The sequence below is a fragment of the Acidovorax cavernicola genome, assembly GCF_003581445.1.
The window spans coordinates 55,915-81,598 of the sequence record NZ_QXMN01000005.1 but is presented as its reverse complement, the minus strand read 5'-3'; the positions used below and the strand labels follow the sequence as shown (position 1 = coordinate 81,598).

General features: G+C 58.5%; 22 protein-coding genes. 4 read left to right on the top strand and 18 right to left on the bottom strand.

The features are described 5' to 3' along the window. The first annotated feature begins 222 nt into the window (after nucleotides 1–222). Nucleotides 223–1,908 (top strand): phospholipase D family protein, encoded by a 1,686-nt coding sequence (locus tag D3H34_RS07190; protein WP_167481140.1) that lies wholly within the window; start codon nucleotides 223–225, stop codon nucleotides 1,906–1,908. 240 nt (nucleotides 1,909–2,148) lie between these two features. Here D3H34_RS07190 and D3H34_RS07185 read toward each other — a convergent pair whose 3' ends face one another. The 15 genes from D3H34_RS07185 to D3H34_RS34500 form a co-directional block, all read right to left on the bottom strand. Beyond that, nucleotides 2,149–4,083 (bottom strand): tetratricopeptide repeat protein, encoded by a 1,935-nt coding sequence (locus D3H34_RS07185; RefSeq protein WP_119552753.1) that lies wholly within the window; start codon nucleotides 4,081–4,083, stop codon nucleotides 2,149–2,151. Further along, nucleotides 4,084–4,506 (bottom strand): hypothetical protein, encoded by a 423-nt coding sequence (locus D3H34_RS07180; protein WP_119552752.1) that lies wholly within the window; start codon nucleotides 4,504–4,506, stop codon nucleotides 4,084–4,086. A gap of 55 nt (nucleotides 4,507–4,561) precedes the next feature. Then, nucleotides 4,562–4,951 carry a type II secretion system protein gene (locus D3H34_RS07175; protein WP_119552847.1) on the bottom strand — a complete coding sequence of 130 codons (390 nt, stop codon included), beginning with the start codon at nucleotides 4,949–4,951 and terminating at the stop codon, nucleotides 4,562–4,564. A 5-nt stretch (nucleotides 4,952–4,956) separates the two neighbouring features. After that, nucleotides 4,957–5,430: a type II secretion system protein gene (locus D3H34_RS07170; RefSeq protein ID WP_119552751.1), complete on the bottom strand. Its 474-nt coding sequence runs from the start codon at nucleotides 5,428–5,430 to the stop codon at nucleotides 4,957–4,959. After that, entirely contained in the window at nucleotides 5,427–7,346 is a 1,920-nt protein-coding gene (locus D3H34_RS07165; protein ID WP_167481139.1) for a secretin GspD/PilQ domain-containing protein, read from the bottom strand. The genes D3H34_RS07170 and D3H34_RS07165 overlap by 4 nt, the downstream gene beginning before the upstream one ends. Next, nucleotides 7,343–7,855: a hypothetical protein gene (locus D3H34_RS33885; protein ID WP_147400401.1), complete on the bottom strand. Its 513-nt coding sequence runs from the start codon at nucleotides 7,853–7,855 to the stop codon at nucleotides 7,343–7,345. Before D3H34_RS33885 ends, D3H34_RS07165 begins: the two co-directional genes overlap by 4 nt. Next, nucleotides 7,852–8,490: a GspMb/PilO family protein gene (locus tag D3H34_RS07160; RefSeq protein WP_147400400.1), complete on the bottom strand. Its 639-nt coding sequence runs from the start codon at nucleotides 8,488–8,490 to the stop codon at nucleotides 7,852–7,854. Before D3H34_RS07160 ends, D3H34_RS33885 begins: the two co-directional genes overlap by 4 nt. Next, on the bottom strand, nucleotides 8,487–8,996 hold the full coding sequence (locus D3H34_RS07155) for a PilN domain-containing protein (RefSeq protein ID WP_167481138.1): 510 nt from the start codon (nucleotides 8,994–8,996) through the stop codon (nucleotides 8,487–8,489). Before D3H34_RS07155 ends, D3H34_RS07160 begins: the two co-directional genes overlap by 4 nt. Before the next feature lie 23 nt (nucleotides 8,997–9,019). After that, nucleotides 9,020–9,787 carry a hypothetical protein gene (locus D3H34_RS07150; RefSeq protein ID WP_119552747.1) on the bottom strand — a complete coding sequence of 256 codons (768 nt, stop codon included), beginning with the start codon at nucleotides 9,785–9,787 and terminating at the stop codon, nucleotides 9,020–9,022. Between the two features lie 7 nt (nucleotides 9,788–9,794). Further along, nucleotides 9,795–11,495, bottom strand: a complete 1,701-nt coding sequence (locus D3H34_RS07145; RefSeq protein WP_119552746.1) for a GspE/PulE family protein — start codon at nucleotides 11,493–11,495, stop codon at nucleotides 9,795–9,797. Beyond that, entirely contained in the window at nucleotides 11,492–12,691 is a 1,200-nt protein-coding gene (locus D3H34_RS07140; protein WP_119552745.1) for a type II secretion system F family protein, read from the bottom strand. The genes D3H34_RS07145 and D3H34_RS07140 overlap by 4 nt, the downstream gene beginning before the upstream one ends. A 21-nt stretch (nucleotides 12,692–12,712) precedes the next feature. Then, the gene (gene gspG / locus D3H34_RS07135; protein WP_119552744.1) at nucleotides 12,713–13,132 is read right to left on the bottom strand and encodes a type II secretion system major pseudopilin GspG; all 420 of its coding nucleotides are present in this window, start codon (nucleotides 13,130–13,132) and stop codon (nucleotides 12,713–12,715) included. Between the two features lie 141 nt (nucleotides 13,133–13,273). Next, on the bottom strand, nucleotides 13,274–13,762 hold the full coding sequence (locus D3H34_RS33880; RefSeq protein WP_147400398.1) for a hypothetical protein: 489 nt from the start codon (nucleotides 13,760–13,762) through the stop codon (nucleotides 13,274–13,276). A gap of 11 nt (nucleotides 13,763–13,773) precedes the next feature. Then, nucleotides 13,774–20,103, bottom strand: a complete 6,330-nt coding sequence (locus tag D3H34_RS07130) for an RHS repeat-associated core domain-containing protein (RefSeq protein WP_119552743.1) — start codon at nucleotides 20,101–20,103, stop codon at nucleotides 13,774–13,776. Nucleotides 20,104–20,191: 88 nt separating this feature from the next. Continuing rightward, nucleotides 20,192–20,446: an RHS repeat domain-containing protein gene (locus tag D3H34_RS34500; RefSeq protein ID WP_205736682.1), complete on the bottom strand. Its 255-nt coding sequence runs from the start codon at nucleotides 20,444–20,446 to the stop codon at nucleotides 20,192–20,194. 869 nt (nucleotides 20,447–21,315) lie between these two features. Between D3H34_RS34500 and D3H34_RS33875 the strand changes: the two genes are divergently transcribed. Beyond that, complete coding sequence (locus D3H34_RS33875; protein ID WP_147400397.1) at nucleotides 21,316–21,801, top strand: hypothetical protein; 486 nt, start codon at nucleotides 21,316–21,318, stop codon at nucleotides 21,799–21,801. 197 nt (nucleotides 21,802–21,998) lie between these two features. Further along, nucleotides 21,999–22,751, top strand: a complete 753-nt coding sequence (locus D3H34_RS07120; RefSeq protein WP_147400396.1) for a hypothetical protein — start codon at nucleotides 21,999–22,001, stop codon at nucleotides 22,749–22,751. A gap of 457 nt (nucleotides 22,752–23,208) precedes the next feature. On the opposite strand, the gene D3H34_RS07115 is transcribed toward D3H34_RS07120, so the two are convergent. The 3 genes from D3H34_RS07115 to D3H34_RS07105 all read right to left on the bottom strand — a co-directional run bounded on the left by D3H34_RS07115 (nucleotide 23,209) and on the right by D3H34_RS07105 (nucleotide 24,907). Beyond that, complete coding sequence (locus tag D3H34_RS07115) at nucleotides 23,209–23,508, bottom strand: DUF1330 domain-containing protein (RefSeq protein ID WP_119552741.1); 300 nt, start codon at nucleotides 23,506–23,508, stop codon at nucleotides 23,209–23,211. A gap of 46 nt (nucleotides 23,509–23,554) precedes the next feature. Then, nucleotides 23,555–24,049 carry a VOC family protein gene (locus tag D3H34_RS07110; protein ID WP_205736681.1) on the bottom strand — a complete coding sequence of 165 codons (495 nt, stop codon included), beginning with the start codon at nucleotides 24,047–24,049 and terminating at the stop codon, nucleotides 23,555–23,557. Between the two features lie 87 nt (nucleotides 24,050–24,136). Next, nucleotides 24,137–24,907 carry an SDR family NAD(P)-dependent oxidoreductase gene (locus tag D3H34_RS07105; protein WP_167481137.1) on the bottom strand — a complete coding sequence of 257 codons (771 nt, stop codon included), beginning with the start codon at nucleotides 24,905–24,907 and terminating at the stop codon, nucleotides 24,137–24,139. Between the two features lie 211 nt (nucleotides 24,908–25,118). Between D3H34_RS07105 and D3H34_RS07100 the strand changes: the two genes are divergently transcribed. Further along, nucleotides 25,119–25,574, top strand: coding sequence for a MarR family winged helix-turn-helix transcriptional regulator (locus D3H34_RS07100; RefSeq protein ID WP_119552739.1), 456 nt, complete (start codon nucleotides 25,119–25,121; stop codon nucleotides 25,572–25,574). Nucleotides 25,575–25,684 lie beyond the last annotated feature (110 nt).

Here is a 25,684-nt window from a genome sequence, read left to right as displayed (position 1 = left end):
TCCTCGCCACGACATGGGACCTGAATTGCGATGACTGCATTCGCTTCCACATCGAAAGCGGCGCGAGCTCCGCGGGTCACCACAACGCTACTGGGCCGCGTCCGATCAGGAGGGCTTCAATATCCCCTTCTGGAAAAGGTTCGCGCTGGTTTGTTTCCCGCAACCCGCAGCACCATCCGATCTGCGTCGCCGCCAAGCCTCACCCCACGGCTCTGCCGCTGCTTGAGTGCAGCCCTCCTTGCCCTTCTGTTGACAGCTTGCGCCGGCTTGCCGTCGCCAGTGCCGCGCACGCTCAGCACAGCCCTGACGAATACCGGTGATACCGCAATCGGCCGCGCGGTGGCCCCCATGGCCGCACCGCACCCTGGCCTGTCCGGCTTTCACCCTTTGACCGAGGGCCCCGATGCCTTCGCCGCCCGCATCGCTCTGGTGCAGGCAGCGCAGCTCAGCGTGGACTTGCAGTACTTCATCTGGCACCACGACACCACCGGTCTGATGCTGTGGGAGGCACTGTGGCAGGCCGCCGAACGCGGCGTTCGGGTACGTGTGCTGCTGGATGATCATCACACCGTGGGTCAAGACGCCTTGTTGGCTGCGATGGACGCACACCCGAACATCGAACTGCGCCTGTTCAATCCCTACGTCCATCGAGGCTTCCGCACTGCCGACCTGGCGCTCGACTTCTCACGAGTGAATCGGCGCATGCACAACAAGTCGCTGACCATCGATAACCAGGCGACCATCGTTGGCGGGAGGAACGTAGGCGACGAATACTACGGCGCCAACCAAGGCGTCGCCTTTCAGGATCTGGACATGCTGGGCATTGGTCCGGTGGTCAAGGACGTATCGTCCGAGTTCGATCTCTATTGGAACCACGACGTCGTCTACCCTGCCAGCACAGTGCTACCACCACCGGCCCAAGACGCCATGGCGCGGGTGCGGGCGGCCTGGTCCCGCGTGCATGCCGATCCGGCGGCGCAGATCTATATCAACGCCGCGCGCAACACAGAGGTCGCCCGCCGGATCGCGGCACACGATCTGCCGTTCGAATGGGCCACGGCCCGCGTGGTCTACGACAGCCCCGAAAAAGGCCGCCGCACGCTCAAACGTGAGGAGCTACTGGTCGCACGGCTCATAGAGTTGATGGGTGATCCCCGCAAGGAACTCGACCTCGTCTCGCCCTACTTCGTGCCAGGCAAAGAGTCCACCGAGATGTTGATCGGTTTCGCCAAGCGGGGCGTGAAAGTCAGGGTGCTCACCAATTCGCTGCTCGCCACCGACGTGCTGCCAGTGCACGCCGGCTACTCGAAATACCGGCTGCTCCTGCTGCAAGGAGGTGTTCAGCTGTACGAACTGAAACCGCAATACACGGCGCAGCGCTGGGACGCTGCCCGCGCGCTGGCAAAGAAGCTGCGCGGCCAAGAGGGTCGGGAAGTGCTACAGGACACAACTCAGGTTCAGTTCGACGACACCGATCTAGACCCGGCGTCTCGCCCCAGATCTAGTTTGGGGCTGGGCTTGGGCTCTGGTGGTTCCGCTGGTTCCGGCTCCAGTATCGGCAGTGGCAGCATCTCGGCCTCATCCCTGCATGCCAAGACATTCGGAACCGATCGGCGACTGCTGTTCGTCGGCTCCTTTAATCTCGATCCGCGCTCGGAGCAGCTGAACACCGAGATGGGGGTGGTCATCGACAGCGCGGCGATCGCAGAGGAAATGACATCGCTGATGGACGACGTCGTCCCCGAGCGTGCGTATGAAGTACGACTCCAACCCGACGGCCGCAATCTGGAATGGGTCGAGCGCTTGCCTCAGGGCGAGCAGATCTGGCGCGTCGAACCAGGCAGCACAGCCGGGAAGCGATTGCTCATGAATGTGCTGCAGGTGCTCCCGATCGAATGGCTGCTATAGGCATATTCAGCCAGTCGACGTAAAACACCAGGCACGGCCAAAGCGGAAATCCCATGCTCCGCGCTCGACATCCTGGTCGCTACCCCCTAAATAGGCGGCCGATCTCCAACATCCTAGATTGCGTCCCAAACCGTGGAGCTACATGCGGTGACTTGCGTCGTCAGCAACAAGGAGATCAACAGGGCCACACCTGCGAGATCATTGCCCCGTCGCAGATCCCGCACCGTCCAGGCGCTCGGATCACCGCCCCTTCCCTCTCCGCAAAGAGTCTAGTAGTTCCAAGGCTACGGTGTTCTTTGGATCTATTCTTATTGCACCTTCAGCGGCTTTCAAACTGTCACCCGCCCTACCAGCCGCACGGTAGAGTTGGCTCAACCGCACGTTCGGTTCGGCGTTCATGGGCGCCAACTCAACTGCTTTCAGGAAGCTCTCCTCAGCTTTTCCGGCTTGACCGTCCTCTTGAAACGCGGCCCCCAGTTCGACGTAACTCTGAGCCGTGGACTCGCCATTCTTGATCGCCTCAGTAAAGGCCGACACGGCTCTCCAGTATTCCTTTTTCTCCATGTAGTGAACGCCTTGCCACTTCCAGGCGACGCCGTTGCCTGGATCAAATGCCGTCGCCGCTCGATAGGCTTTCAATGCTGCGTCTGGCTGCTGGGCCGATACATAGGCCTCGCCTAAGCGCGCCCAAACCTTTCCGTCACGCGGATTGATCTGCAATGCCATTTCGTAGGCCCCAATCGAACGTCTCGTATCGCCGATCTTCCCCCACGCACTTCCAAGGTTCTGCCAGGCTAAAGCAAATCGATTGTCGGCCATCACTGCTTCTTGAAGAGCTTGAATCGCCTTTCGATCATCACCATAGAGGGGCGCCAAACCGACCAGAGCCAATGCACGATCGTTGCCGACACCTGATCTAGCCGCAAGATTGAACGCCTCCATTGCTCGTTCTCGCTGATCATTTTTCTTGTATAGCTCGGCGAGGCTTCTCCAAGCGGCGCTATCGGTTGGGTCAACACGTGTCGCAGTCTCGAATGCTCCTATTGCCTGCGCGGTCGTGGTGCTCAGACGATAGGCATTGCCTAGACCGCTCCACGCCATCCCGAGTTGAGGATCGGCTTCAATAGCTCGCTGATAGGCCGAGATCGCCTTGGTTCCTCGAGTCCAAATGCTGGTACCCATGTGTGCGTTGCCAAGCTCATTCCAAGCCCAAGCGCTCTGCGGAGAGGCCTCGACCCAACCCAGACTGTTCTGCAACCGCCCGTCGCGATTTCCCTTGGCGTCAAGGGCTCGAGATTGATTCATCCAAGGGACGGGAGAAAGCGATTGTCGAGGCCCCGGCTTTCGTTCTTGGACATGCTCGATCCATTCGACCGGCAACGCCATACTCAGTGCATGAGTTTCGCTTTGCTCCATAACGATCAATCCAACGAGCCGGCCTTGTTCGTCGTAGAGCCCAGTTCCGTCGCGCAATTGAAAAGGTACTTCGGTCAAGGATTGCGCCACTGCGAGATACAAGCCTCCCATCACTTTTCCAAAGTAGCCAACCAGCATATCGCTTCGGCGCAGCAAGCCATCCTGCTGCGACCGCACATGGACCTTGGTGAGCCTCGAACTGTCACGGGTGCGCCCAAACTGCGTGACTGGTGCCTTCAAGCCGGTGACCTGAAGTAGGCAGACGTTCCGATCCTCGTCTGCTGCGACCAACTCGGCAGAGAATTTGTTCTCAAGCAGTCGTACGCTCAATGGCGTTGGTGCATCAGCCAGCCGATGGCATGGGGTTGCTACTTGGTCGACAGCAACAACCACGCCTTCAAAAGTTGTGGGACCCACGCCAATCTCTACGGCGCTGCTCACCAAGAACTCAGAAGGTCCTCGACCGATCTGAGCCGTGGCCGAGCCGAGCGAAAAAAAGATCATGCAGCCGAGGCAGATGCTCCAGATGAAACGCGACGCATCAGCTATCTGCCATTTTCTTGGTTCCCCCGCGACCTGAGAATGCGTCGAGCCTTCTCGCCTCGGAATTCTCCATTTCTGCCAATACGATGGCAGTTCCACCTCAACCATGAAATGTGTATTCAAGAAGGTACTTTCCAGTAAGGTAATGGTGGATGGAGGAATCGCTGGACGCTTTTGGTTGACTTTGGCCCGAACTTTCCGATTTGAGTTCGGCATTCAGGGATCTCCGGTATACGCAAAAATCCAATCCGCGTAGGCATTTATCTGTTGTCCGGCAACCAGCGCTTCCGTGGGCATGCTTGTACGAATAGGACGCTCTTTCGACGAACTGGCGACGCCCCATATCCCGCCTTGAGGTGCCAGCAATACGGTGAAGGCCCGCGTTGTCATGGGATCCAGATAGAGCTGACGCAGATACCGCCTCGTGACGAGGTGCCGCGAGTCCTTCAAAAGGTCCTCCAGCCGGTCCGGATACCGATGCTGCCCATTCGGCGCACTCAGGTAGTAGTCCTTGATGGCTTCGCGATACAGATTTCCCACATGCACAAGCTCTTCTTCCCGCGCCCTCTGCACGCTGTTCGCATACACCTCGACAGCCTTTCCCAGTCCCAAGGACAACAGAAACACCAGCAGCAGCATGAAGAGATACCCGACGCCTCGCTGGCGGCGCGTCGGCCTCTGCCTGGGCCGATGCCTACCAGGACCTGAACGGTGTTCCATCAAGCCCATTCCCGGCCGCACCACTGCGCACGTCGTGGATCACCTTCTTACCGCCTTCCTCCTCCCGAATCGACACGATCCAGGAGTCGCGGCGCTCCGTCACCGGGTCGATCGGCAGCGCCCGCAGGTAGCGCTGACCGACCAGGTCCGTGAGCTTTTCCGGATAGGTTCCTTTGTCGCTGTTGTACTGGTCCAGCGCCACGCGCAAGGCATTGAGGTTTTCCTTCAACGCGGCCTCCTTGGCCACATCGACCTTGCTCATGTAGCGCGGCACCACGATGCTCAGCAACGCCGAGACGATCGCCATCACGACCAGCAGCTCGATCAGCGTGAATCCCCTTCTTCCTGCAACACGTTGCTTCATGGGATTCACCATTGCGCGTACGGCAGCCCGTTCAAGCCGGTACGCTTGCTTGTTGAATAGACGTCGTACACGTCGTCCCCTTCCTTGGGCCGGTCCGCTTCGCTTGCGTAGGCCCGCTTTCCCCAGGTGGCCGCCGGCGCGAGCTTGATGTCCGAATTCATGGGATCGCGCGGCACGCGGCGCAGGAAATAGATCTTTCGCTTGGCCGGGTCTTTCAGGTCGGGTTCACCCTCCACCAGCACATCCAGCGTCGCGGGATAGCCCGTCGTCGTCGCCGAACGATAGATCCGCCCCTCGTCGCCCGCGCGCTTGTAAGCGTCAATGGCTCCCCGAATCTCGCGCAGCGCCATGCGCAGATCCTGCTCGCGCCCCCGCTGGATCGACATCTCCGTCAGCGGCACAACCACCGAGGCGAGGATGCCCACGAGCACCACAGTGACCATCATCTCGATCAGCGTAAAGCCGGGCGAGGCCTTCATTTCGCGCCTTGGCCGGTCCCTGGCTGCGATGGCGCGGCGCTGGATGCTGCTCCTGCCGACGGCTGCGGCTGCTCAGTCGAGGACGATGCAGGCTGCGTCAGTTGGGCATCGCTGCCGCTGTACTGGCCCGCCGGTGTCAGGCGCATCGGCCGTACGGACGCACTGTCCGCTGTGCCGGATGGGAACTCGACGACGTGTGCAGCCGGCGTCGGCATGGACCGCACAATCCGCGGCGTGATCAGCAGGACAATCTCCGAGCGCCCGTTGGTGCTGGTCTGATTCGAGAACAGCCGCCCCACACCGGGCACTGTGCCCAGACCCGGAATGCCGGCGGAGTTGTTGTTCTGCTCATCCTTGAGCAAACCTGCCAGCACCTGTGTCTCGCCATCGCGCAGGCGCAGCATCGTGCTGGCATTGCGCGTTCCGATCTGGTAGGCCAGAAGTCCGGTGGTCGACCGAACCTCCTTGACCACATTGCTGACCTCCAGGTCGATGGCGATCGTGACTTCGCTGTTGACGTGGATCTCGGGAACCACCTCCAGCTTCAGGCCCACATCCAGGTAGTTCACCGACTCCATCGACGCGCTGGAGGTCTGGTTGGTGGTGGTGGTGATCACCGGCACTTTGTCACCGATCAGCACCTTGGCCTTCTGCCGGTTGGTGACCCGGATGCGGGGATTGGCCAATGTCTTGGCATCGGTGCTCGTCTGCTTCAGGTTCAGCGCGAGTAGTGGATCGGGCAGGAACAGTTCGAAGTTGTTGCGGTTCAGATTGCGCAGTTCGTTGACGGTCAGCTGCCCCGGCTGTCCGGCACGACCAAAGACGCTGGCGGTGATGCGGTCAGGGTATTGAATGCCCAAGTTGAGCAGTCCGTTGGAGTTGACCTCCAGGATTTCGACTTCGAGCAACACCTCCGGGTCGGCGATGTCGTAGGTCGCCACCAGGCGTTCGATGGCGGCAATGACGTCTAGGTTGTCGCGCACCACCATCATCTTGAACCTGTCGTCCACGTACATCGACTTCGGCGCGATCAATGTCTTGACCATCTCCTGCATCCTCTTGGGATCCGCGTTCTTAAGGTAGAAGGTGCGCATCACCAAGTCTTCGTAACGCTTCTTCTTTTCTTCGGTGTCGGCGTAGATCAGCAGCGTCGATTCGTTGAGGATCTTCTTGCTCAATTGGCTGGTGCGAAGCACCAGGTTCAAGGCATCCTCCACCGACGTGTTCTTCGCAAAGATCGTGGTCTTGATGTCGGTCTTGACATCCTTGTCCAGGACGAAGTTCACGTTGGATGTGCGCGAGAGAATTTCCAGCACGGTCTGGATGCCCACGTCGCGCAACTCCAGCGTCACGGGCCTTCTGAGTGCATCGGACAACAGAGGGTCTGCCGTCAGCCCTCGGTTCCGCTCCAACTCGATCCCCTGAAGCAGTCGTTGCGCCTCCGGTTGCGAAGCGTTTTCCGCGAGGACCGCCGACAAGGACCTCATGGCCCCTGCCGTATCGCCGTTCTTCAACGATTGACTGGCTTGCGCCATCGTCTGCACTTCGCGCGCCTCACCCTCGAGCGCTGCCAGGCCTGCGAGCGCCGGCTCGTTCTGCGGGTCGAGCCGCAAGATTGTGCGGTAGCCCTCTTCTGCGGCGGCGGTTCTGCGCTCAGCCGCGGCCCGCCTGGCCTTCTGCAGCAGGTCGCGCAGGTAGCCATCGCGCACCTGGAGATGCTTGAGTCTGTAGCCCGTCGGATCACTCTTGGCCAGCTGCGAGAGCATGACCAGCGCAGCTTCGGTGTTGCCTTCGGCGAGCAACTGGTCGGCGCGCCGTTCTTCAAGGTAGGTCGCACACCCGGACAAAATTCCGAGCAGCAGGACAAGCACCGTCAGCTTCGGTAGAACGGGAGGGACCACTGTTTTCTTTTTCATTGCACGGCCGCCACGGGAAGAGAGCGGACCTCGTTCAGAGGTAGGTATCGCAACTGGACCTGGGTCGCAGTGGCTTTCTCGACTTTCCATTGGGGATCAACCAGACCACCGATTTCGACCACTTGCGGATCGGCGCCGCGTCCCAAGAAAACATAGCTGCGACCGTCCTGTTCGATGCGGCCGAGGTAGGTCAAGGCTGGATCGGGCGCCGTGGGCTTCGGCTGCTCCACAGGCGGCGGCGCTAGGGCAACGGGCACAGCGGCGGCCGCCAACGCATCCGCGGCTTTTTGCTGCTCGGCATCTGACGGCTTCCACTCCTCGCCCGCCAGGCGCACCCAAGGTGCTTGCGGACGGTTGGCATCGGCCGACTGGCTCGATGCAACACGCACGGCCGCGCCATCCGCGGAAGAAACGTCCAGCGCCTCGGGTTTGAGCAAGGCGATGGCTGTCAGCGTCGTGGTCATTAGCAGCGCTGCCTGCAGCGGCTTGGAAAGAGAAGGCGCTTTCACGAAGGCCTGCCTTCCGCTGGTGCCGTTCGATAGTAGAGACTGGTTTCGATGCGGACGTTGAGCCTCGAGGCCAATCCGGCCTGCCCAGGCACTCGCTCCATGGTGACGCGGTCGATGCTCAGGTTGGGCATCGCCACGAGCAGGTTGTGAAGGAATTTTCGGTAGGCAGGGTATTCGGCCTGCACCGTGAGTTGCATCGCCAATCGGCGTCCGGGCAGGTGCTCCAGGTTGCTGTGTCCGTACTCCACGCGCGACAACACCGCGCCGCTTTCGCCGGCCAGGCTGTGCAGCGTCTGCAGTTGCTGGTCGCGCATGTCCGCCGCGGGCAGAAACGCCATGAAATCTGCAACGAACCCTGCGCCGCCACGTGCAGGCTCGGCGCCCGTCGATGAAGAATCCGCTGGGGCCGTCGTCCGGTCGACCCGGTCGCGCGTCGCGGCCGCCACACTGGCTTGAAGATCGCGCACCTCATGGTGCAACGGCCAGTTCACCCAAAGCGCAAGGCCGAGTGCAAAGCAAACTACCGAGACGGCCAGAAATTCCGGCCAGGCCGCCTCCTCCCAGGCCAGGCGCACCGTCCAGCGTGCACGTACCAGTGCGTCGTTCCAACGCATGCCTTTCGCGCTGGCGCTCACGGACGCCTCCACTCTGCGGTCAGTTGGAAGGCCACGGGCTTGCCTTCTGGCACAGCGTTGTCAACCTGTTTGGACTCCGACACTGGCTCGACCACTCGCCACAAGGCGTCGCCTTGCAAGCGCTGCACAAATTCCACGAAGGCCTGGCTGCTGTCGGCCTGCCCGGCAATGCGCAATCTGAAGGCATCCGTCTCCGGCTGCACGCGATTGACGATCACGTCGTCCTTGAGAGCGGCCTGCAATGCGTTGAGCATCGGCTCCCAGGGCCGTTGCAGGCTGGCGACCAGGCGATCTGCTTCTTCCACGGCCTCAGGCTTGGATCTGGTTGGCCGTGACGATGTTGCGCCGGTTGCCGGCCGTTGCAGGGCGTCGAGCTGCGACACCGCATGTGCTCGCTGTTCAAGCAGATGGTGTCGGTGCCACAGCACCGCGATGCTAGCGAGCACGCCGAACGCCATGCAGGCCACGGTGGCTTTTCGCCACGGCGATCTGGGCGCGAAGTCCAAGCCGAGCTTTGGCTGCCTCACCATCAGAACACCCCGCACAGCGCGAACGCATAGCTGGCGTCCTGTTTCGACAGAAACCCTTCGCCATCCACCAGAGACAGTGCCATATCCGTGCTGCCATGGGGCAAGGGGCTGGCCGAGAAGATGCGTGCACTGCCGTGGGTTTCGGTCTCATGCACCAACGGTGCGGTCTCCCAGGACGCCGTATCGAAGGGGCGGAGCAGGACATCGGTCATCTGCCCCTGTGCATGTCGAACGACGATCTGCCGGTCGCCGTCGACCATGTGCACCGCGCCGCGCTCCTTCTGGAGCACAGTGCGAAAGCGATCCCAGACCACTGCGAGGGCCGGCGCGATGCTTCTCAAACGGATCTTGGAGACCTCGGCGTGTGCCTCGAGCTCCGCCAGCAGCGAATGCGGGACGAAAGCTGCGAGTTGCGCGCTGCCGTAGGTGGGCGTAGCAAAACGAATGGCGTAGAGAGTCGGGTCTTGCTTGAATTGCAGCTCAAACGAAGCTGCTGCAAAGGCCGAACGCAAGGCCTGGTCGGCCAGGTCTGGAACCCATGGAAGAAGCTGATAGCGCACGTCGGCAATGCCAAGCACCCACTCCTGCGATGTTCCACGCGGGGCGTCCCCCATCCATTCGCGCATCGATTGCATGGCCGTGGGCCGCTCCGCTGGCGCTGCAAAGGGGAACAGGGCCTTGCGGACGACGCGTCGGCTGTTGCGGCGCGTATGCACCTCGCAGACCGTCAATGCATCCGCGGCCAGATGCACGCGGTACAAGGACAAGGGGCGACTATTCCACGAAGGTGACACGATTGATTTCCTGCAGGGTTGTCTGCCCCTGCTTGACAGCCTCGATCGCCTCCTCACGCATGGAACTCATTCCATGCATCCTCGTCACCTCTTTGAGCCTGGAAATCGGTGCCTGCTGCAGGATCAACTCCCGCAACTCGTCATTCATGACCAGCACTTCGGTCAGGGCCCGGCGGCCCTTGTAGCCGGTGCCGCGGCAATGGGCACACCCCCGGCCTCGCTTCAACGCAAAGCCTGTGAACGCGCTGCGCTCCACGCCGGAAGCCCGCAGCACGTCGTCATCTGGCTCGCTCGATTCCAGGCAATGCGAGCAATTGATTCGCACCAGCCGCTGAGCAATCACGCCATTCAGGGCTGTGACGAAGCTGTAGGCGTCGACGCCCATGTGCCGGAAGCGGCTGAGCACGTCGAACACATTGTTGGCGTGCACCGTGGTGAAGACCAAATGCCCCGTAAGCGCGGCCTGCACCGCGATCTCGGCGGTCTCGCGATCGCGGATCTCACCAACGAGGATGCGATCGGGGTCATGACGCAGGATGGATCGCAATCCCTTGGCAAAGGTGAGGCCCTTGCGCTCGTTGACCGGGATCTGCAGCACGCCTGGCAGCTGGTACTCGACAGGGTCTTCGATGGTGATGATCTTGTCATCGCCGTGGTTGATCTCGCTGAGTGTTGCGTACAGGGTGGTGGTCTTGCCGGAGCCTGTCGGCCCGGTGACGAGCAGCATGCCGTAAGGCTGGCTCGCGAGCCTGCGGATGGTGTCCTGCGCGCGCGCCTCGATGCCCAACAGGTCCAGGCTGAGTTGCGCGAGCTCAGCCGTCAGCGACTGCTTGTCCAGGATCCGAAGCACGGCATCTTCGCCGAACAGGCCGGGCATCACCGAGACGCGAAAGTCGATCTCACGCCCACCGATGTTGACGGCAAAGCGGCCGTCCTGCGGGATGCGCTTTTCTCCGATGTCGAGCTCCGCCATCACCTTCACGCGGGAGATCACTTGTTCGGCCAGGCTGACATCGGGCAGTTGCCGCGCCGCGCCCAGCACGCCGTCGACGCGGTACTTGATGACCAGTCCCATCGGCGTGTTCTCGAAATGGATGTCGCTGGCACCGCTCTTGTGGGCGTCGTAGAGGGTCGAGTTGACCAGCCGCACCACCTGGCTCTCGTCGCGGGCGATGGAGCGCAGGGAGATTTCTTCGCTCTCGCTGCCGGCGTCACGGGCCGCGCTCGCTTGCTCCAGGCGGATGACCTGGGAGATTGCTTGCTGGTGCGCCTCCAGGCGCGCGAGCATGGCCTTGAGTTCGAGGGGATGGGTAAAGGCCAGCCGGAAGTAGCCTTCGATCCGGTAGGTGGCCCAGGTGTAGAGAGCCTCGTCCAGCGGATTGCTGCTCACGAAGTAGCGCATGCCCTGGCCGTCGGCTGCCACCAGGCATTCACGTTCCAGGCACTCGCTGTAGCTCACGAGCGAGAAGTCCGGGGTCATTGCCTCCAGTTCGGGCAAGGTCAAGGCCGCAAGTCCACTGCGCTGCGCTGCAGCTCTCAATACTTCATCGGGTGTGCGCTGGCTCAGGCGCTGCAGTGCCACCAGCATCGACTCGCCTTGTGCGGTTGCCTCGGCCTTGGCCTGCTTCAACAACACGGGGGTCAGCCATTCGGATTCCAACGCGGTTGCCACTGCGTTCATCCCAGGCTCCCCGCGAGCTCGAAGATGGGCAGGTACAGCATGATCACGATGCCGCCAATGGCCAAACCGATGACCAGCATCAGCACGGGTTCGAAGAGCTTCGCGAAGCGGTCGATCCAGTGGGCGATCTCTTTGTCGTGGAAGGATGCGGCTTGCTCGAGCATCTCAGCCATCTGACCGTTGCGCTCCCCCGCTCGAAGCAGGCGCAGCGCGACAGGGGTAGTCAACGCAGCAGTCTGCAAGCTGTCGCTCAGGCTTCGGCCTTGCGTGACTTCGAGGGTTGCGGACATGGCGGCGGGCTGCAGCCGCACGGGCAGGAGACCCTGAGCCATGTGCATGGCCCGCGTGACAGGAATACCACCACCGAGCAAGAGCCCAAGCGACCGATAAAACCGGGACAGTTGCATCAGCTTGATTCGCCCTCCGATCCAGCGGTTGGCTTGCAAGGTCGCTCCCATCCACGCGCGTGCATGAGGTCGGGTCAGCATGACCGGCAGTGCTACCGCGATAGCAATCAGAAATGCTGCGATCAGAACCCAGTGCTCACTGGCGAAGATCCCCCAATGCATGAGCCATCGCGACGCGAGAGGCAACCGGTCCTCCATGCCTTCGTAGACGCGGCTGAAGCGCGGGACAAGGAAGCACAGCAGGAACAACGCCACGGCAGCCCCCACTGCGCAGAGCATGGCCGGATACAAGGAGGCGCTGATGATCTTCTGTCGGATGACGCCCAGTTGCTCGTGATAGCGCAGGTAGCGCTGCAGGGCGGGCCCCATTTCGCCGGTGTGCTCGCTTGCGGCAATGGACGCGATGAACAGTTCGGGAAAGATGACTGGGAAGGTCTTGAGTGCGCTGGAGAAAGCTTGGCCCTCCTGCATGCGGCGCACTAGGTCGTTCAGGACGGAGCTGGCACGGCTTGCGCCCTCCTGGCGTTCTGCCAAGGTCTCAAGGGTTTCGATGAGGGACAAGCCGGCGCTGAGCAGGGCGACGAGCTCATGAGCGAACAGGGCGAGGTCGAAATTGCCGGAAGCGGATGCAAAGAGCGTCGGGCGACGGAAGCTGTCGCCCTGGACATCCAACACGCGCAGACCACCCCGTCGCGCAGACTGCTCGGCTTCGACACGGCTGCCGGCAGTGATCAGGCGCAGTTGCAACTCGCCTTGGGCGGTCAGTCCGCGCACCTTGAAAGTGGCCATGCGGAAAGCTCGAAAGGCGCCTCAGCGCCCGATGTCCGCGTTGTCGCCGCTGCCGCCCGGAGCCTTGTCGGCGCCGAAAGAGTAGAGGTCGAAATCGTCGGGCTGCGTGGCGCCGGGGTACTTGTATTGGTAGGGCTGGCCCCAGGGATCGGGGGGGACGTCCTTGCGCAAGTAGGGGCCGCGCCAGCGGGACTCGCCGGGAACAGGGGAAGCCAGAACCGCCAAGCCTTCCTGGCTGCTGGGGTAGCGGCCGACATCGAGACGGAATTGATCGAGGGCTTTGCTCAGGATGTCGATCTGGGCCTTGGCTGTGGTGACTTCGGATTTGCTGACGTTGCCGAACAGACGCGGCCCCACGATGCCAGCGAGCAGGCCGATGATGACCAAAACAACCAGAAGCTCCAGCAAGGTAAACCCACAAGCGCGATGCTTCATTTCCATCGCCCTTCCATTTTCGATTTTTTTGAAATAAAACGCAAAATTCTGAATTGAATATTTTTGCGGAAATTATTTCCAGCCAAAACTCAATCGAGCCAAAAAAAATACAGCTCTCTCAGCCCACTCACTCACTTAAATAAAAAATCAAGAAGCCCATCTACAAAATGAATGTGCACTTGCAATTTTTTTTGAAGATTCGATCATAACCGCAATATTTTTAAATTTCGGATCCGACGAAGAGAGTCCAAAGCTAAAGAACAATAGTGATTCATCCCGCTCTCGAAAATACGCCTCATAGCTCACATGACCAATTTCTTCGTAGTTCAAAAAAATGGCCGCAGCTCGCACTAAATAATACTCTCGCCCTCCCTCAAGAGAAGCTTGAGGCTCTCGCCCCAAAGAAACCGCCTCTATAGAAGACAATTTTCTCACTCGAGAGCTCTCAAGCATCTTTTTCGCCTTTTCCTGAAACTCTGGACTCACTATCTTTACAAATTTTCCATCTATTTTTTTAAATCCAGAATCATTAAAAACCTCACCAACATCGCACCACTCACTCCTTTCATGCTGCCCTCTTCCTATGGAGCATGCGGCAAGACAGAGAGTCAAAAAGAGAACAAGAATTTTATTCATTTAGCGCAATACTACTTAAATAATCCGCTTCCACTACCGAGACCACCTACAGGAGGGCTGGGATAAATTCCATTCCCTTGCTTAAATCCAATAGAGTTCAAGAATTTAATATTAGAAATATCTTGTTCATCTGGTTTCCCTGCAGCGTTCCCCATAATGTTTGACCCATACTGCGGCAAAGGAAGTCCCGGTGCCACCCCATAGGAATCGCCTTCATATGCGTATGCATCAGGCAGCCCCATAAGATGTCCCGCTTCATGTGCTGCAGAATAAAGATTGAATGCGTCACCAACTCCAGTGAATGGATTCAACTTTGCGTAGCTTCCACCAACAGCACTTGCGAATGCATTTCCCTTATTAACTGAATTGTTTCGCGGTCCAACCTCAATAATATTAAATTTATCACGAGGCGTACCTGGTGCAACAGCAGTCACATTCAAAGTGACGCCATATGCACCGCATGTGCAATTGGACCAAGTTTGTTGTATTGCTTGCGTATAGGCCGCTATAGCCGCAGGAGTCGCCCCCTCCCCCATCCACATTACAGGAAGATTAATAGTCACAGAATTTCCCGACGTAAGAACTTCTGCATATTTTCCTGAGCGATCGATTGCATTTGAAGAATTATTCTTCACATACGCGTATAGATTTTGATCGTCCTTATATCCAATTGGATCCACTTGCAGGAACCTACCCAATTTAGGTGAATAGAATCGCGCTTTGTAGTAGTACAGGCCCAACTCGTTGACGAGTTGCTGGCCGGTGTAACGGAATCTCAATCCCGTCGCTACATTTGGCTCTCCAAAGGGCCCATAGGTATAGGCCGCTGTGCTGGCACCTGCGCCGTTCGCAGTCGCGACGATGCTGCCCAGATGATCCGTATACAGCCAATTCTTGGCTGCGACCGTTGTGCCCTCATACCAGACGATAGGTTCGTCCAAACCTGGTCCGTGAACGTATTTGCGCAGCACCACCGCACCGGCCGCGTTGTACTCCGCCACCAGCGCCATGTTGTCATACAACAGATTAATGGTGTTGGCTCCAATTGCCGTCTGGCGCAGCCGGCCCTCTGCATCGTAGGCCAGCGCTGCGCTCACCGCCGGCGCCACTGTCTTGCTCGCCGTCTTCAGCCGGTTGTCCAGGTCGTAGCCATAGGTCCAGGTGCCATCCGTCTTCAGGTTGCCGTTGGTGTCGTACGTCAGGCTCGCCCCGGCCGCCGTGGTGTACTGGTTCAAGCCATTGGCCGCGTAGCTCTGCGTGCCCGGTGCCGCTCCCGCCCACTGATAGATGTTGTTGCTCCAGGTCACGCTCTTGAGCTCGCGAATCTGGTTGCGCACATAGGTGTATTGAACTTCCTGTGCGGTGGACGACAGGAAATTCTTCAGCGTCGCCATCGCGCCCTGGGTGTCATAGGTGCGCTGCACGGTCGTGCTGTTACCCAGCGTGACCGTGGTGCGCCGGCTCAGGTCGTCGTAGGCGTAGGTGGCCAAGTTGACGCTGCCGTTCTCCTTGATGATGCCCGGACGGTTGAGCGCGTCGTAGCTGGTCGTTGTGTAAAACGCATCGGGCCATGTGGTGCGAATGCGGTTGCCAGCCAAGTCGTACTGGTAGGCCAGCGTCTTACCACCCGCGGTGGTACTCAGTTGGCGTCCTGCGTTGTCCCAGGCATAGGTAATGGCATGACTGCCATTGGCGTACTGCGCCAAAGTGCGCAGACCTCGCAGGTCATAGCCGAAGCTCACGTTGTCGGCCGTTGTCGGATAGGTCCGCGCCGTCAATCGGTTGAGGTTGTCCCAGGTCTGAGTAACGCTCTGCCCGCTGCGCTTGCGGATCGCCGTGACATTGCCGTTCGGGTCGTAGGTGTTCTGCTCGTAGTCGTTTGCGTTGGCCAGGTTAACCGTGGCTGGCAGCGGGTAGTGCGTTTTGCTCAGCCTGTCGAAGCCGTCGTACAGATAGACGGTCAAGTTGTTCTTGGCATCCTTGCTCGAATCGAGGTTTCCGTTGGGGGTGTAGGTGTAGGTGGCATAGTTCTGCACCAACGCCGTGCCCACGGCTTTCTTGACGATCTGGACTGTATCGTCGGCGTTGTAGACGGTCTCGGTGACGCGGTTGCCGCCATCAGCTGCAGCCACGAATTGGGTCGTACGGAAAGCACGGTCCAGGTCGTCGTAAGCGGTATCGGTGATCGGCACCGGCGCGGCCTCGGTCGGGCACGTGGTGGCTGCCGCTGTCAGCGCAGGCCCCCAGGCGCGCGTGACCTTGCCGGTCTCGCTGTAACGACTGCAACTGACCAGCCACTGAGTGCCAATCTGCGCGCCCGTGATGGTGGGACGCCCATCCTTGTCGTAGGTTGTCTTGGTCAGTTTTCCTGCGGCGTCGGTGACTTGAATGGCGCGCCTGCCGGCGTCATAGGCTGTGGTGACGGTATCGGTGACATCGGTGCGCGGCCCGTTTGCTACGGTCAAGTTGCCTGTTGCGTCAAAAGTGAATGTCGACGTCAGGTCGAGCTTGCCGGTGCCGAAGTCGACGACGCTGGTTGCCGGCACGTACTTGTTCGCGGTGTTGTACGTCGTCGCCGTGATCACCGAGTTCGCGGAGGTGGTTTTCACCGTCTGCGTCGCCGGCAAATAGAAAGTCGCGAACCCAGTGGGTGTATAAGCCACATACGTATAGCTCGTTTGCGGAGCTACGCCTGCAGCATCTACTGGCGACGTGACGGCCAGCGGCAGCCCTTGCGCCGTGTACGTGTAGCTGGTGACCTTGCCGCGCGCGTCTGTGGCTGTGGCAACCTTGTTGAATGCTGTCTCGTACGCGAAGCTCTGCACCCGATTGGGCAACCCTGAGCCAGACTTCCCGACACTGGTGATCGTCTTGACGTTGTGAGTGCAGCGCTTGTCCACGCTCGCGCAAGTGGCGTCGTCATAGGCGTACTGGTTGTAGTTTCCTTCGGGCAGCAGCTTTGTTAATAGTCGGGAATGCCCGTCGTAGGTATTGACCGTCCAGTTGCCCACTGGCGTGCTGGACTGAATAACATTTCCCGAGGCGTCGATGTAGTTAGTCTTGGCCACCCCACCCGGTCCGACCTCTTCAGTGCGAGAGCCGGCAAAGTAGTAGTCATAGAGTTTTCCTCGGGCGTTGGTCTGGGTCTTCACCCGTCCCAAAGTGTCATAGACGTTGGTCACCGCCGCCACGGTCGGAAAACTTGGATAGAAGAGCTTGGTCATTTGCCCGACCAAACCATAGCCATAGGTCGTGTTCTGTGCCAGGCTGTCCGTGAACGTGGTCAGGTTGGAATTGGCGTCGTAGACGAACTTGACCGTGCGGGTTCCATCGCCTACTTGGGTGATTTTTCCACCGCTATTCGTGAAGGTCAGTGCGCGGCCAAGGCTATTGGTCACACTCGCCAGATCAGCACCGGTGTACGCGTACTTGAGCTGAAGGCCACTCGAATCGGTGAACGCCTCGGCCTTGCCTGCCGCGTTGAACTTCAGCATGGCCTTGTTCACCGTTTGGTAGCTGTAGGTTCCATCAGCATTCTTCGTCAGCTTCGCCGAATTACCCGGTGGCGGGTTGTACGTGCCGTCGGGCAGCTTGACGAAGACCTCTCCGTTGAGACCTTGCTTCACGATGACGGTGTTGTTAACCAACTGATCGCCAAACCAGCGTTGTCCTACGGCGGCCACCACTAGTTGCCCGATCGGCCGAGCGGGATTCAACATGAGGTCATAGGAAATTTTTTGCTCGACAAGAGTGCCTACAGCATCCAGCGCAGAATCCTCCCCCATCGCCTGAAATCCATCGGAGTTCACGGCCACGCTCGCGTTGAAGTTGTGTGTCCACCCTTTACCCATTGGACCGTTCTGGGTGCGCAAGCTCGAGCTGTAAAGTCGCCTGAAAGAAAGGCTCTGCGGAAAACTCCCGACTCCCACATTGATGTCTTCGTGGTCGTACAAGAAAGCGCCCGACACCATGTCGATGGGATCGTTGTAGTAGGTTCCCGAGTTGGGAATCAACCCGGGCGTAGCGATCATGGCCGTGCCAGAAAATACATTCGCCAGCAAAGGAGTCTGCGACGCAGTGGCGAGGCCACCGGACAGCCCATCACTGACGATCGATCCCAGGTACAGACCTGAACCAATCGTGAAGTAGCCCGCTCCATGCCAATTCCCCTCTCCGTTATCGCAACGCGTCGGCAAGATCAAGCGCTGACCCGCGGCGATGTGGCTGTCGAAGACAGCCAGAAAAGGAGCGCACGCATCAAGGCGAGGCCTGATGCTCTCGGCATAGATGCTCGAAGTAGCATCGTAGATCGTCTGGCCAGCTTCCACGGCCATGTCGATTATCTTCACAGTCGAAACGGCAGAGACGCCTGTCGTTTGCTGAACTACCGTCGACTCCAAGATACTTTGGTGCATTGCCCAATTGGTGAACGCCGCACTTTCTTTATCCGTTTGGCCGGCAGGATTGGCAACGGTCACCATGCTCCCAGGAAGATCGACGTAGGCATTATTAAGAAAGCCTGCAATGCCAACTTGATGCTGGTGAAGGATCACCGCCCCGGAGAGTCGCTCGTTGATGTGGGCGTTATGCGTACTTTGAGCGAGCCACTGCGCCCCCAACATTGCCAACGTTGATCCAAGCACGGGTTCAGACGTTTCCGCGGCCCCGGAGGCGCGAAGATCGCTTTGTATGCGTCGATGGTTCTCCACAGGTCCCCGTCCTGCTGGACCCCATGCATTGGCGATCAAGAAGGTGTTGGTTCCGCCGGCCTTCAAGCGTTGGCTGAAACTTTGGTTGCTTGAGGAGCCCGCTGCGTACGCGTTGTGCGTCACAGTGAAATTGATCGTCGTATATGTTCCAGCAGTCGCAGCAGTCCCAGGACTGCCAACTGCCACGCCGTCCAGTTTCAGGATAGGCTGATTGGATGCGTTGTACGTGATGGTAAGTCGCTTGCCATAGATGGCATCCGATGTATAGGTCTGATCGATCCCCTGATACTGGATGCGCAACGTGGGCTTGTAATTACTGGGAATAGCGGAAATTTCGTTCGCGACCCATCCCGTGTTCTGGTACGGCAATGCGGTTTGGCGAAGGACGTCGTAGAACGGCACGATATTTTTTCCACCGATCACATCGTCCAGCGTGGCCGCAGGCTTGTTGGCACGTAAATAGGTGGCCAACTTGTTGGCATACGCCGTTAAGTTATTACGGATATTTGTGCGATTGATGTTTTGTGCATAGAAGCCATCAGACACGTTTGCATCGGTGTATGCGGACGTGAGATAGACACCTCGGCTGTATGCGATGGCATTGTCCAAATCAATGCCAGTCTTGAGGGTATGCGGCTTGTAGCTGGGATCAAAGACATAGTTGGTCCCGCCGATGTTGACCTTGACCCAGATATGCTCGATGGAAACATCGGTCATGGCTGCAGACAGCCCGGGACAACTTCCTGCGGTGGTTGCGTTGATCTCGTACAACGGAATCTGACTTTGGCCGATCAAACCAATCACACCACATACGTTTGATGTTTCTATCCCGTACCACTCCTTCAACTGGGCTGCGGTGACCTTGATAACGCCCTGCACATAGTTGGCCGTGTACCCTGAGGCGCGCAAGAGTTCAACCATGAGCATGGCTTGGTCGTATGCAGTGCCTTGGTTGTCGAGTACGGTGCCCAGTGCACCTTTCTGGACCCCGAACAACGGATAGAACTCGATATTGTTGCGTACGTACTGATAGATCAGGTCTGGGTTGTTGCGTAAGGAGCGTGCTAGCTCCGCAATAGAGGCCGGTCCTTGAGGACTGCCATCTCCCCCGATTCGCATGGCCGATGTTTGCGAAGCCGATGCTTTACTCAGATCACTGCTGACAGTACTGACTGACGGAACGCCTTGGTTCAGATTCGCGGGGAATGTCCTCGTTTGCAGGACTCGCTGAGCATCGACCCCAGAGACGGGAGGCATGTTGGCTCGAATGGTTCCAGGCGCAGGAACAAAACTCTGCGCCGACGGACTTGCACTGCGCGCCGAAGCAGCCTGACTTGCCTCTCGCCGGATTGGATCATTCGATCCCGGCAGGTCTTCAGGGCGGTACTGCAACGCAGGCTTTCCGCTTACGAATTGCACCGGACTTCCCACGCTCGCAGTTCGGGCAGTTGAAGTTGCGCCGCCCTGTTGCGCTGCCACAGAAATTCCCACTCTCACGGCTGAAGTCGTCGAACTTTGAGGGGTCACACGCTGCAACCCGCCCTGCATCTGGGCGGAGGCCAATCCGCTCGCCGCAAGCACGCCCACGCAAAGACCGCTCACCAACGTTCTCGTTGCTTTGACTTTGAACATCTGATTCCCCGATTTTTTCTTAGACGCAAAAACGCCAGCCCTTCGGGCATCCGAGGGGCAGAATTCCAAAAACCTTGGATTGAAAGAACTAGGGCGAGGTGGTAACGACCGACGATCGATTGCCCGCAGCGTCGTAGCTGTAGTTGATCGTGGTGGTTGTGGTGCCGTTGTTGTAGATGACCTTGGCCAAACGACCCAGGGCGTCATAGGTGTAGTTCACCGAGCCGGCAACCGCGGCAACGGCCGCGAACATCAACAAGCCGGCGAACACCCCTCGAATGGCTCGCGCACGTGGCGCCCCTGCGGCACGTTGGTGCCGCGACTCAACACTTGAATCCGTCATGATTCCCTCTCCTAAGTGCCAGTACAAACCACATTGAGACGTGGTTTTCGAAGCTCAGCTTGCAAACATCGACTCTACGGCCAATTATTCCTAGCTACCTTTTATGCCTGCGACTCTACCTGTATCCGAAGATAGTGAGCACTGAAGAATCGATAATAAAAACCCTGATAGACGAAAGAACTAAGTTGCAAAGCAAAAATGTTAATTCCCAACAAACAAAACAGAATCTCATTAACATTTGAGATGATGAATCAATATTTCGCGCTCGATGCGCTTCAGCATCAGATCTACATTTCATATTGGTGCTGGCATGTGGACCGACGAAGCATTGAGTGCGATGGCGGCGGAGTGACGCAAGGAGGCACTCTAGAAAAAGCGTCATACCGACGGGAGAGCCTATGAACCCGAAACTGCATTGCTAAGGCGTGCCGGTGCGCCATTCGCCAACTACCACACACCTTGATATGCGGCTGCTCGAGATGAGGGCTGCGCGCTCCCGTTGGCGGCGATTCTGACGGTCAATCTGATGGTCATTTTCTTCACCTGATCACTCGAAGCCAGACTCCGCGAACCCAACCGACGATAACCAAAGGCACGTAAACACCCCATTACTGTCGGCTGGCCAAGGCCATAGCTGCGCAAAGCTCGGGGGCACGCACGGGCCATATTGCGGTACGAGCCTCCCCCTCCGACGAGCAACCAATCAGCGGTGGTTCTGCCCGTCTGGCGGCCTCAAGGAATAGGTACTATCGGCCAAGTGCGGTCTTTAAGACTGCGCTCACAGTCGAAATGGGGATGCCTGTTTGGGAGCGTACTTCTCGTTCGTCCGTGTCAGGTCGGCGGCAAGTCAGACTACGTAAGGAGAGGAAATGGAGCCTGAATCTCTGTCGGATGAATCCATTGAAGCGCAGTGCTTCCCTGGAACTATCCCTCCTGCTGGACCGGCTTCGCTGCAGTACCGCATTGCAGACGGTCGACCAGATGGCGCGGGCAACTACTTCTTCAACGCAGTTGGCGGCATCGAGATCCTCTTGCCTGAAAGCAACGGACAGCCGACCGACGATGCGGTCAATCTCCTGAGCTTAGTAGCTGAGCATTTCGAAGACACGCGGAAAGCAGCCATCCGACTCGCGAAGTCGTTTACTCGAGATGCAGGAAACTGGAGCCTTGACTCCATTGACATGGGGGCAGCTGCTGTCGCGGACAGATGCGATTTCCAAATCCACCTGAGCCTTACCCCTGACGATGGCAGTGACTCGTACGGCTACACGGATTTTGTCGCCTGTTTTCGTCGGCACGAGCGACCAGAGCGTGAGCCGTTCTCAGCGTTCAAGCTAGTAATCGAGTTTCTTTGAACGCTGGTCAGACAGCCGGTGCCACCGGCACAATCCGGCCAAGAACCGGCCTCTCGTATCAGATGCGCCCGCCGCGCCAGCGTCCTCGGGCTTGACACTGCGGCCCCTTGGAAGCGCCTCAACTCGAAGCGGAGTGCGATAGCAGTTCCGCGGGCCACACCTGATAATCGGGCACATTGTCACCATAGGTGGGCTACTTGAAGGCGACCACAACACAGGCCCAAGCGGCCCTGCAAGAGCACTGCACGCGCGAGGCGCTGCGCATCTGGCGGGTGTACGCGCACCAACATCCAGGTGCGCCAGGCATGGCCTTGATGCCGCTGTTGCTTGACCACTATCACATCGGCACCGACATCCTGTTTGTGGGCATGAATCCCTCATTCTCGCAGGGCGCCGTGCGACGCATCTGGGCCAACGCCGAGCACGGCATTGTCGAAGGCGTAAACCCGTTTGAATGGGATGCGGAACTGGACGATGACATGCTCATGCGGCGCGTCCAGGACATCCTTCAATTCGAGAAGACCGCGAGAGCCGAGTACGCCCCCTACTTCCGGCCGTTGCAGGAATTCGCCGGAGAGGCAGGAGCAAGAAGCCATGGACACATCGACATGTTTGTCGTGCGCCACACCACGCAAGCGGATGTGCACGCGGCCTACGGCAAGCGATTTGCGGAGCTGATTCCTATCGCCACGGCGCAGTTCCAACTGTTCCAGCATACGCTGAAGGCGATGGCGCCCAAGACGGTAGTCATTGTCAACGCCGGAGCTAGCCATCTCGCACGCGAGGGCCTTGGCCTGAAAACTGAAGATAGAGGGCGAACGTACTTCTGGGAACAACTGCCCGGCACGCCGTTCTTCTTGAGTAGCATGCTCTCGGGCCAGAGAGCGCTGGACGTTTTTTCGCGGGACCGGCTCACGGCGGACGTACGGCAAGCGTTAGCACACACCTGATGGCCGTCAAATCCACGCATGGTCATAGTGCGCGGCATACACGAGGCCGTCTATGAGTTACTTGGGAAGCGGTGTCCCTGGACACAGGAACGGCGCCACGGCAGGACCAGTAGGCAGATAGCTTGGCGTCAACTTACAGCAAGGTATAGGCGACGAGTGACCGGTTTCTGCCAAGTGCGATGTCCGCTCAGGGCGCAAAGGAGTCGAATGGAATCGCCGAGACCGGACACCCACAGACTCGGTTGCTGTGCAGCCCGAAAGCGGTGGTCGATGAGAGGCAGAAGATCGCACTCTACTCGTCCTCTGGACGAAGTTCCTAGGTCCGGATTGATCACGAGAGGCTCCAAGCAGGTTAAATGTTTGAATGTTTGAATGTTTGCGCTGCACTGAACTCGTAATCGACCTCTACCTGCTACTTCGCCTCGCAGGTCACCAGGCACCTTTCGAGCGCCGCGCCTCAGTTGCCCGTGAAGCCTGGCACCGAGCCAACATGCAGTGTGCCGGCGGGCAGCCGGATATTTCGTGCTTCTGAATACTCGGGCGAGTTCCAGAAAGAAAGAAGCTGCCCTTCATCCTCGAACTCGATGATCGTCATGCGCTGTGGTTCATGCGCCCCTTCAAGCACGTTCTCATTGCTGCCACGAATGAGGTATTTCCCACCGTATCGAGCAACGATTGGAGCTGCCACTCTCCGGTATTTCTCGTACTGAAGAGGGTCGGTGATAGAGACGGTGCGAACGACTAGGTATGCGGGCATGATTGCTTCCTCGGTGGACTACCGGCATGCGACAGTTGCATTGCAACTAGGACGCCTGCCACGATGGCCCACCTTGTTGCTCGCAGAACTGGATCATGTTGCCGTCGTCGTCATAGAACAGAAACGACTTCCCGGTTTTGGCCCAGCGCCAGACGTAGTTCGTGTTGGGCTCATACCCGGCCGCCTTTACCTTTTCGAACCAAGTTTCGATATCCGTCACTTGGAAACCCAACTCATGAAATCCCGTGTGTGCATAGCGCAGCATGTCCGGCGGAGTCTTTTGGATCTTTGGTACCTCGCACTGTTGAAGTTCGATCATTGCGCCGTCCGGCGACGTCAACAGCACCATCTCGGAACGAGCACCTTCGACGCCGAAGATATCCTCAAGAAGCTTGGGCGAAACTCGAGTATTTGGATCCTCCGCGGGCCCATCCGGGATGGTGGCCCGATGCGATACCTTGAAGCCCAGAAGATCAACGTACAGCTTGAGGGCCTTATCCATATCGCTGACGAATACGCCCATGTGGTGAAAGCGCATCATTTCCTATCTCCTTGAAACGGTTGTGGCAATGGTCAAATTGAGTGCTGCGTCGGCGCAGCTCGAATACGAGCGGTAAGAGGTAGCCACCTATTTGGCGGCGAAACTACTCAACACATAACTGGGCATGCTCAGCGCGCCGTCAATCACAACGTCTTGACCTGTCACATAGCTCGACACGTCGGATGCGAAATACAGCGCAAGGTGCGCCACTTCCTCTGAAGTCCCGGATCGCTTCATTGGAACGCTGTCCCGAAGAGCGTTGACATAAGGCTGGGTCTCGTTGAACTCATTCAAGATGAAGCCTGGACATAGCGTGTTTACGCGAATGCCATCGGCGGCAAACTCTCGGGCCGCCACTTTTCCAATCCCCCGCATGGCCCATTTGCTAGAGCAGTAAGCGGCAAATGGCGTGCCCGTGACACTGGACGTGGAACCGATATTGATGATGGAGCCGCGCTTGGCTTTTCTCATCGTAGGGACCACTGCCCGAATACCGAGGAACATAGTCGTCGAGTTGGTCTCGAAGGTGCTATTCCAGTCTGCAAGCGAGGTGCTCATGATGTCATTGCGGTCGTTAGTGCCAACGTTGTTGACCAGTACGTCGACAGTGCCGCGCCAGGCTACCAATTCGGATACAGCGACTTGCCAGTCACTCTCCCGACGGGCATCGAGGTGGATGTAGCGAGCGTTACCACCGTTCGCGTTGATTTCATCCACCAACTGTTGGCCACGCTCGTCGAGTATGTCGGCAACCAGCACATAAGCCCCCTCGGCCGCAAAGAGCTTCGCCTCCGCCGCACCGATGCTTCGGGCAGCTCCGACGTTGAGTACAGCCTTGTCTTGCAGAACTTTTCCCACGGTCATCTCCTTATGAAAAATCCGATTCGATTGCCTCGATCTTCTGCACAAAAGGTAAGTGCACAGTTGATTTTGATAAGTATACTCATCATAAACCTTGGGACACCGCGGGTAATCCCGAGTTTTCCTACCTATAGAGAACGGATTCTCGGGAGGTTTTCTTCGCCAATGATTGGTATACTCATCAAATGCCTCGCGATGCGTATTTCTGATGACACTTTTCGATATCTACAGCTCCCCAGGACACCTCATTCGACGGTCACAGCAGATCCTGGTCTCACTTTTTCTTGAGCAGACAAAGGGTGTCATCACACCCATACAGTTCGGGGTCCTCGCCGTACTGGAGTCCCAGGGTGAGCTGGATCAGGTTACGCTGGCACAGCGACTCGCACTAGACGCTTCCACATCCGGGTCTACGCTTGAACGACTCGAAAAGAAGGGATGGATCTCCCGACGCATGCACGAAGGCGACAGGCGGCGGCGGATGGTGAGCCTTGCCAGCGACGGCCGCGCACTTCTACAGGAACTACTCGACGATGTCGAAACGATCCAGCAACGCCTGCTGGACCCACTGGATCCAAAGGAGCGCGTAGTTTTTATGCGCCTCCTGACGAAGGTAGTGCATCTGAACAACGACGTTAGCCGCGCCCCTCTTCGCATCGAGTGAGGCGAGAACCACGCTGGGCCCCCACTGTGGGCAAAAACTTGGCACCGACTCGGCCGAGCTAGCACCGGCCCAGCATCTCAGGCTGCGAAGATCTAGATAGCTCGGATCGC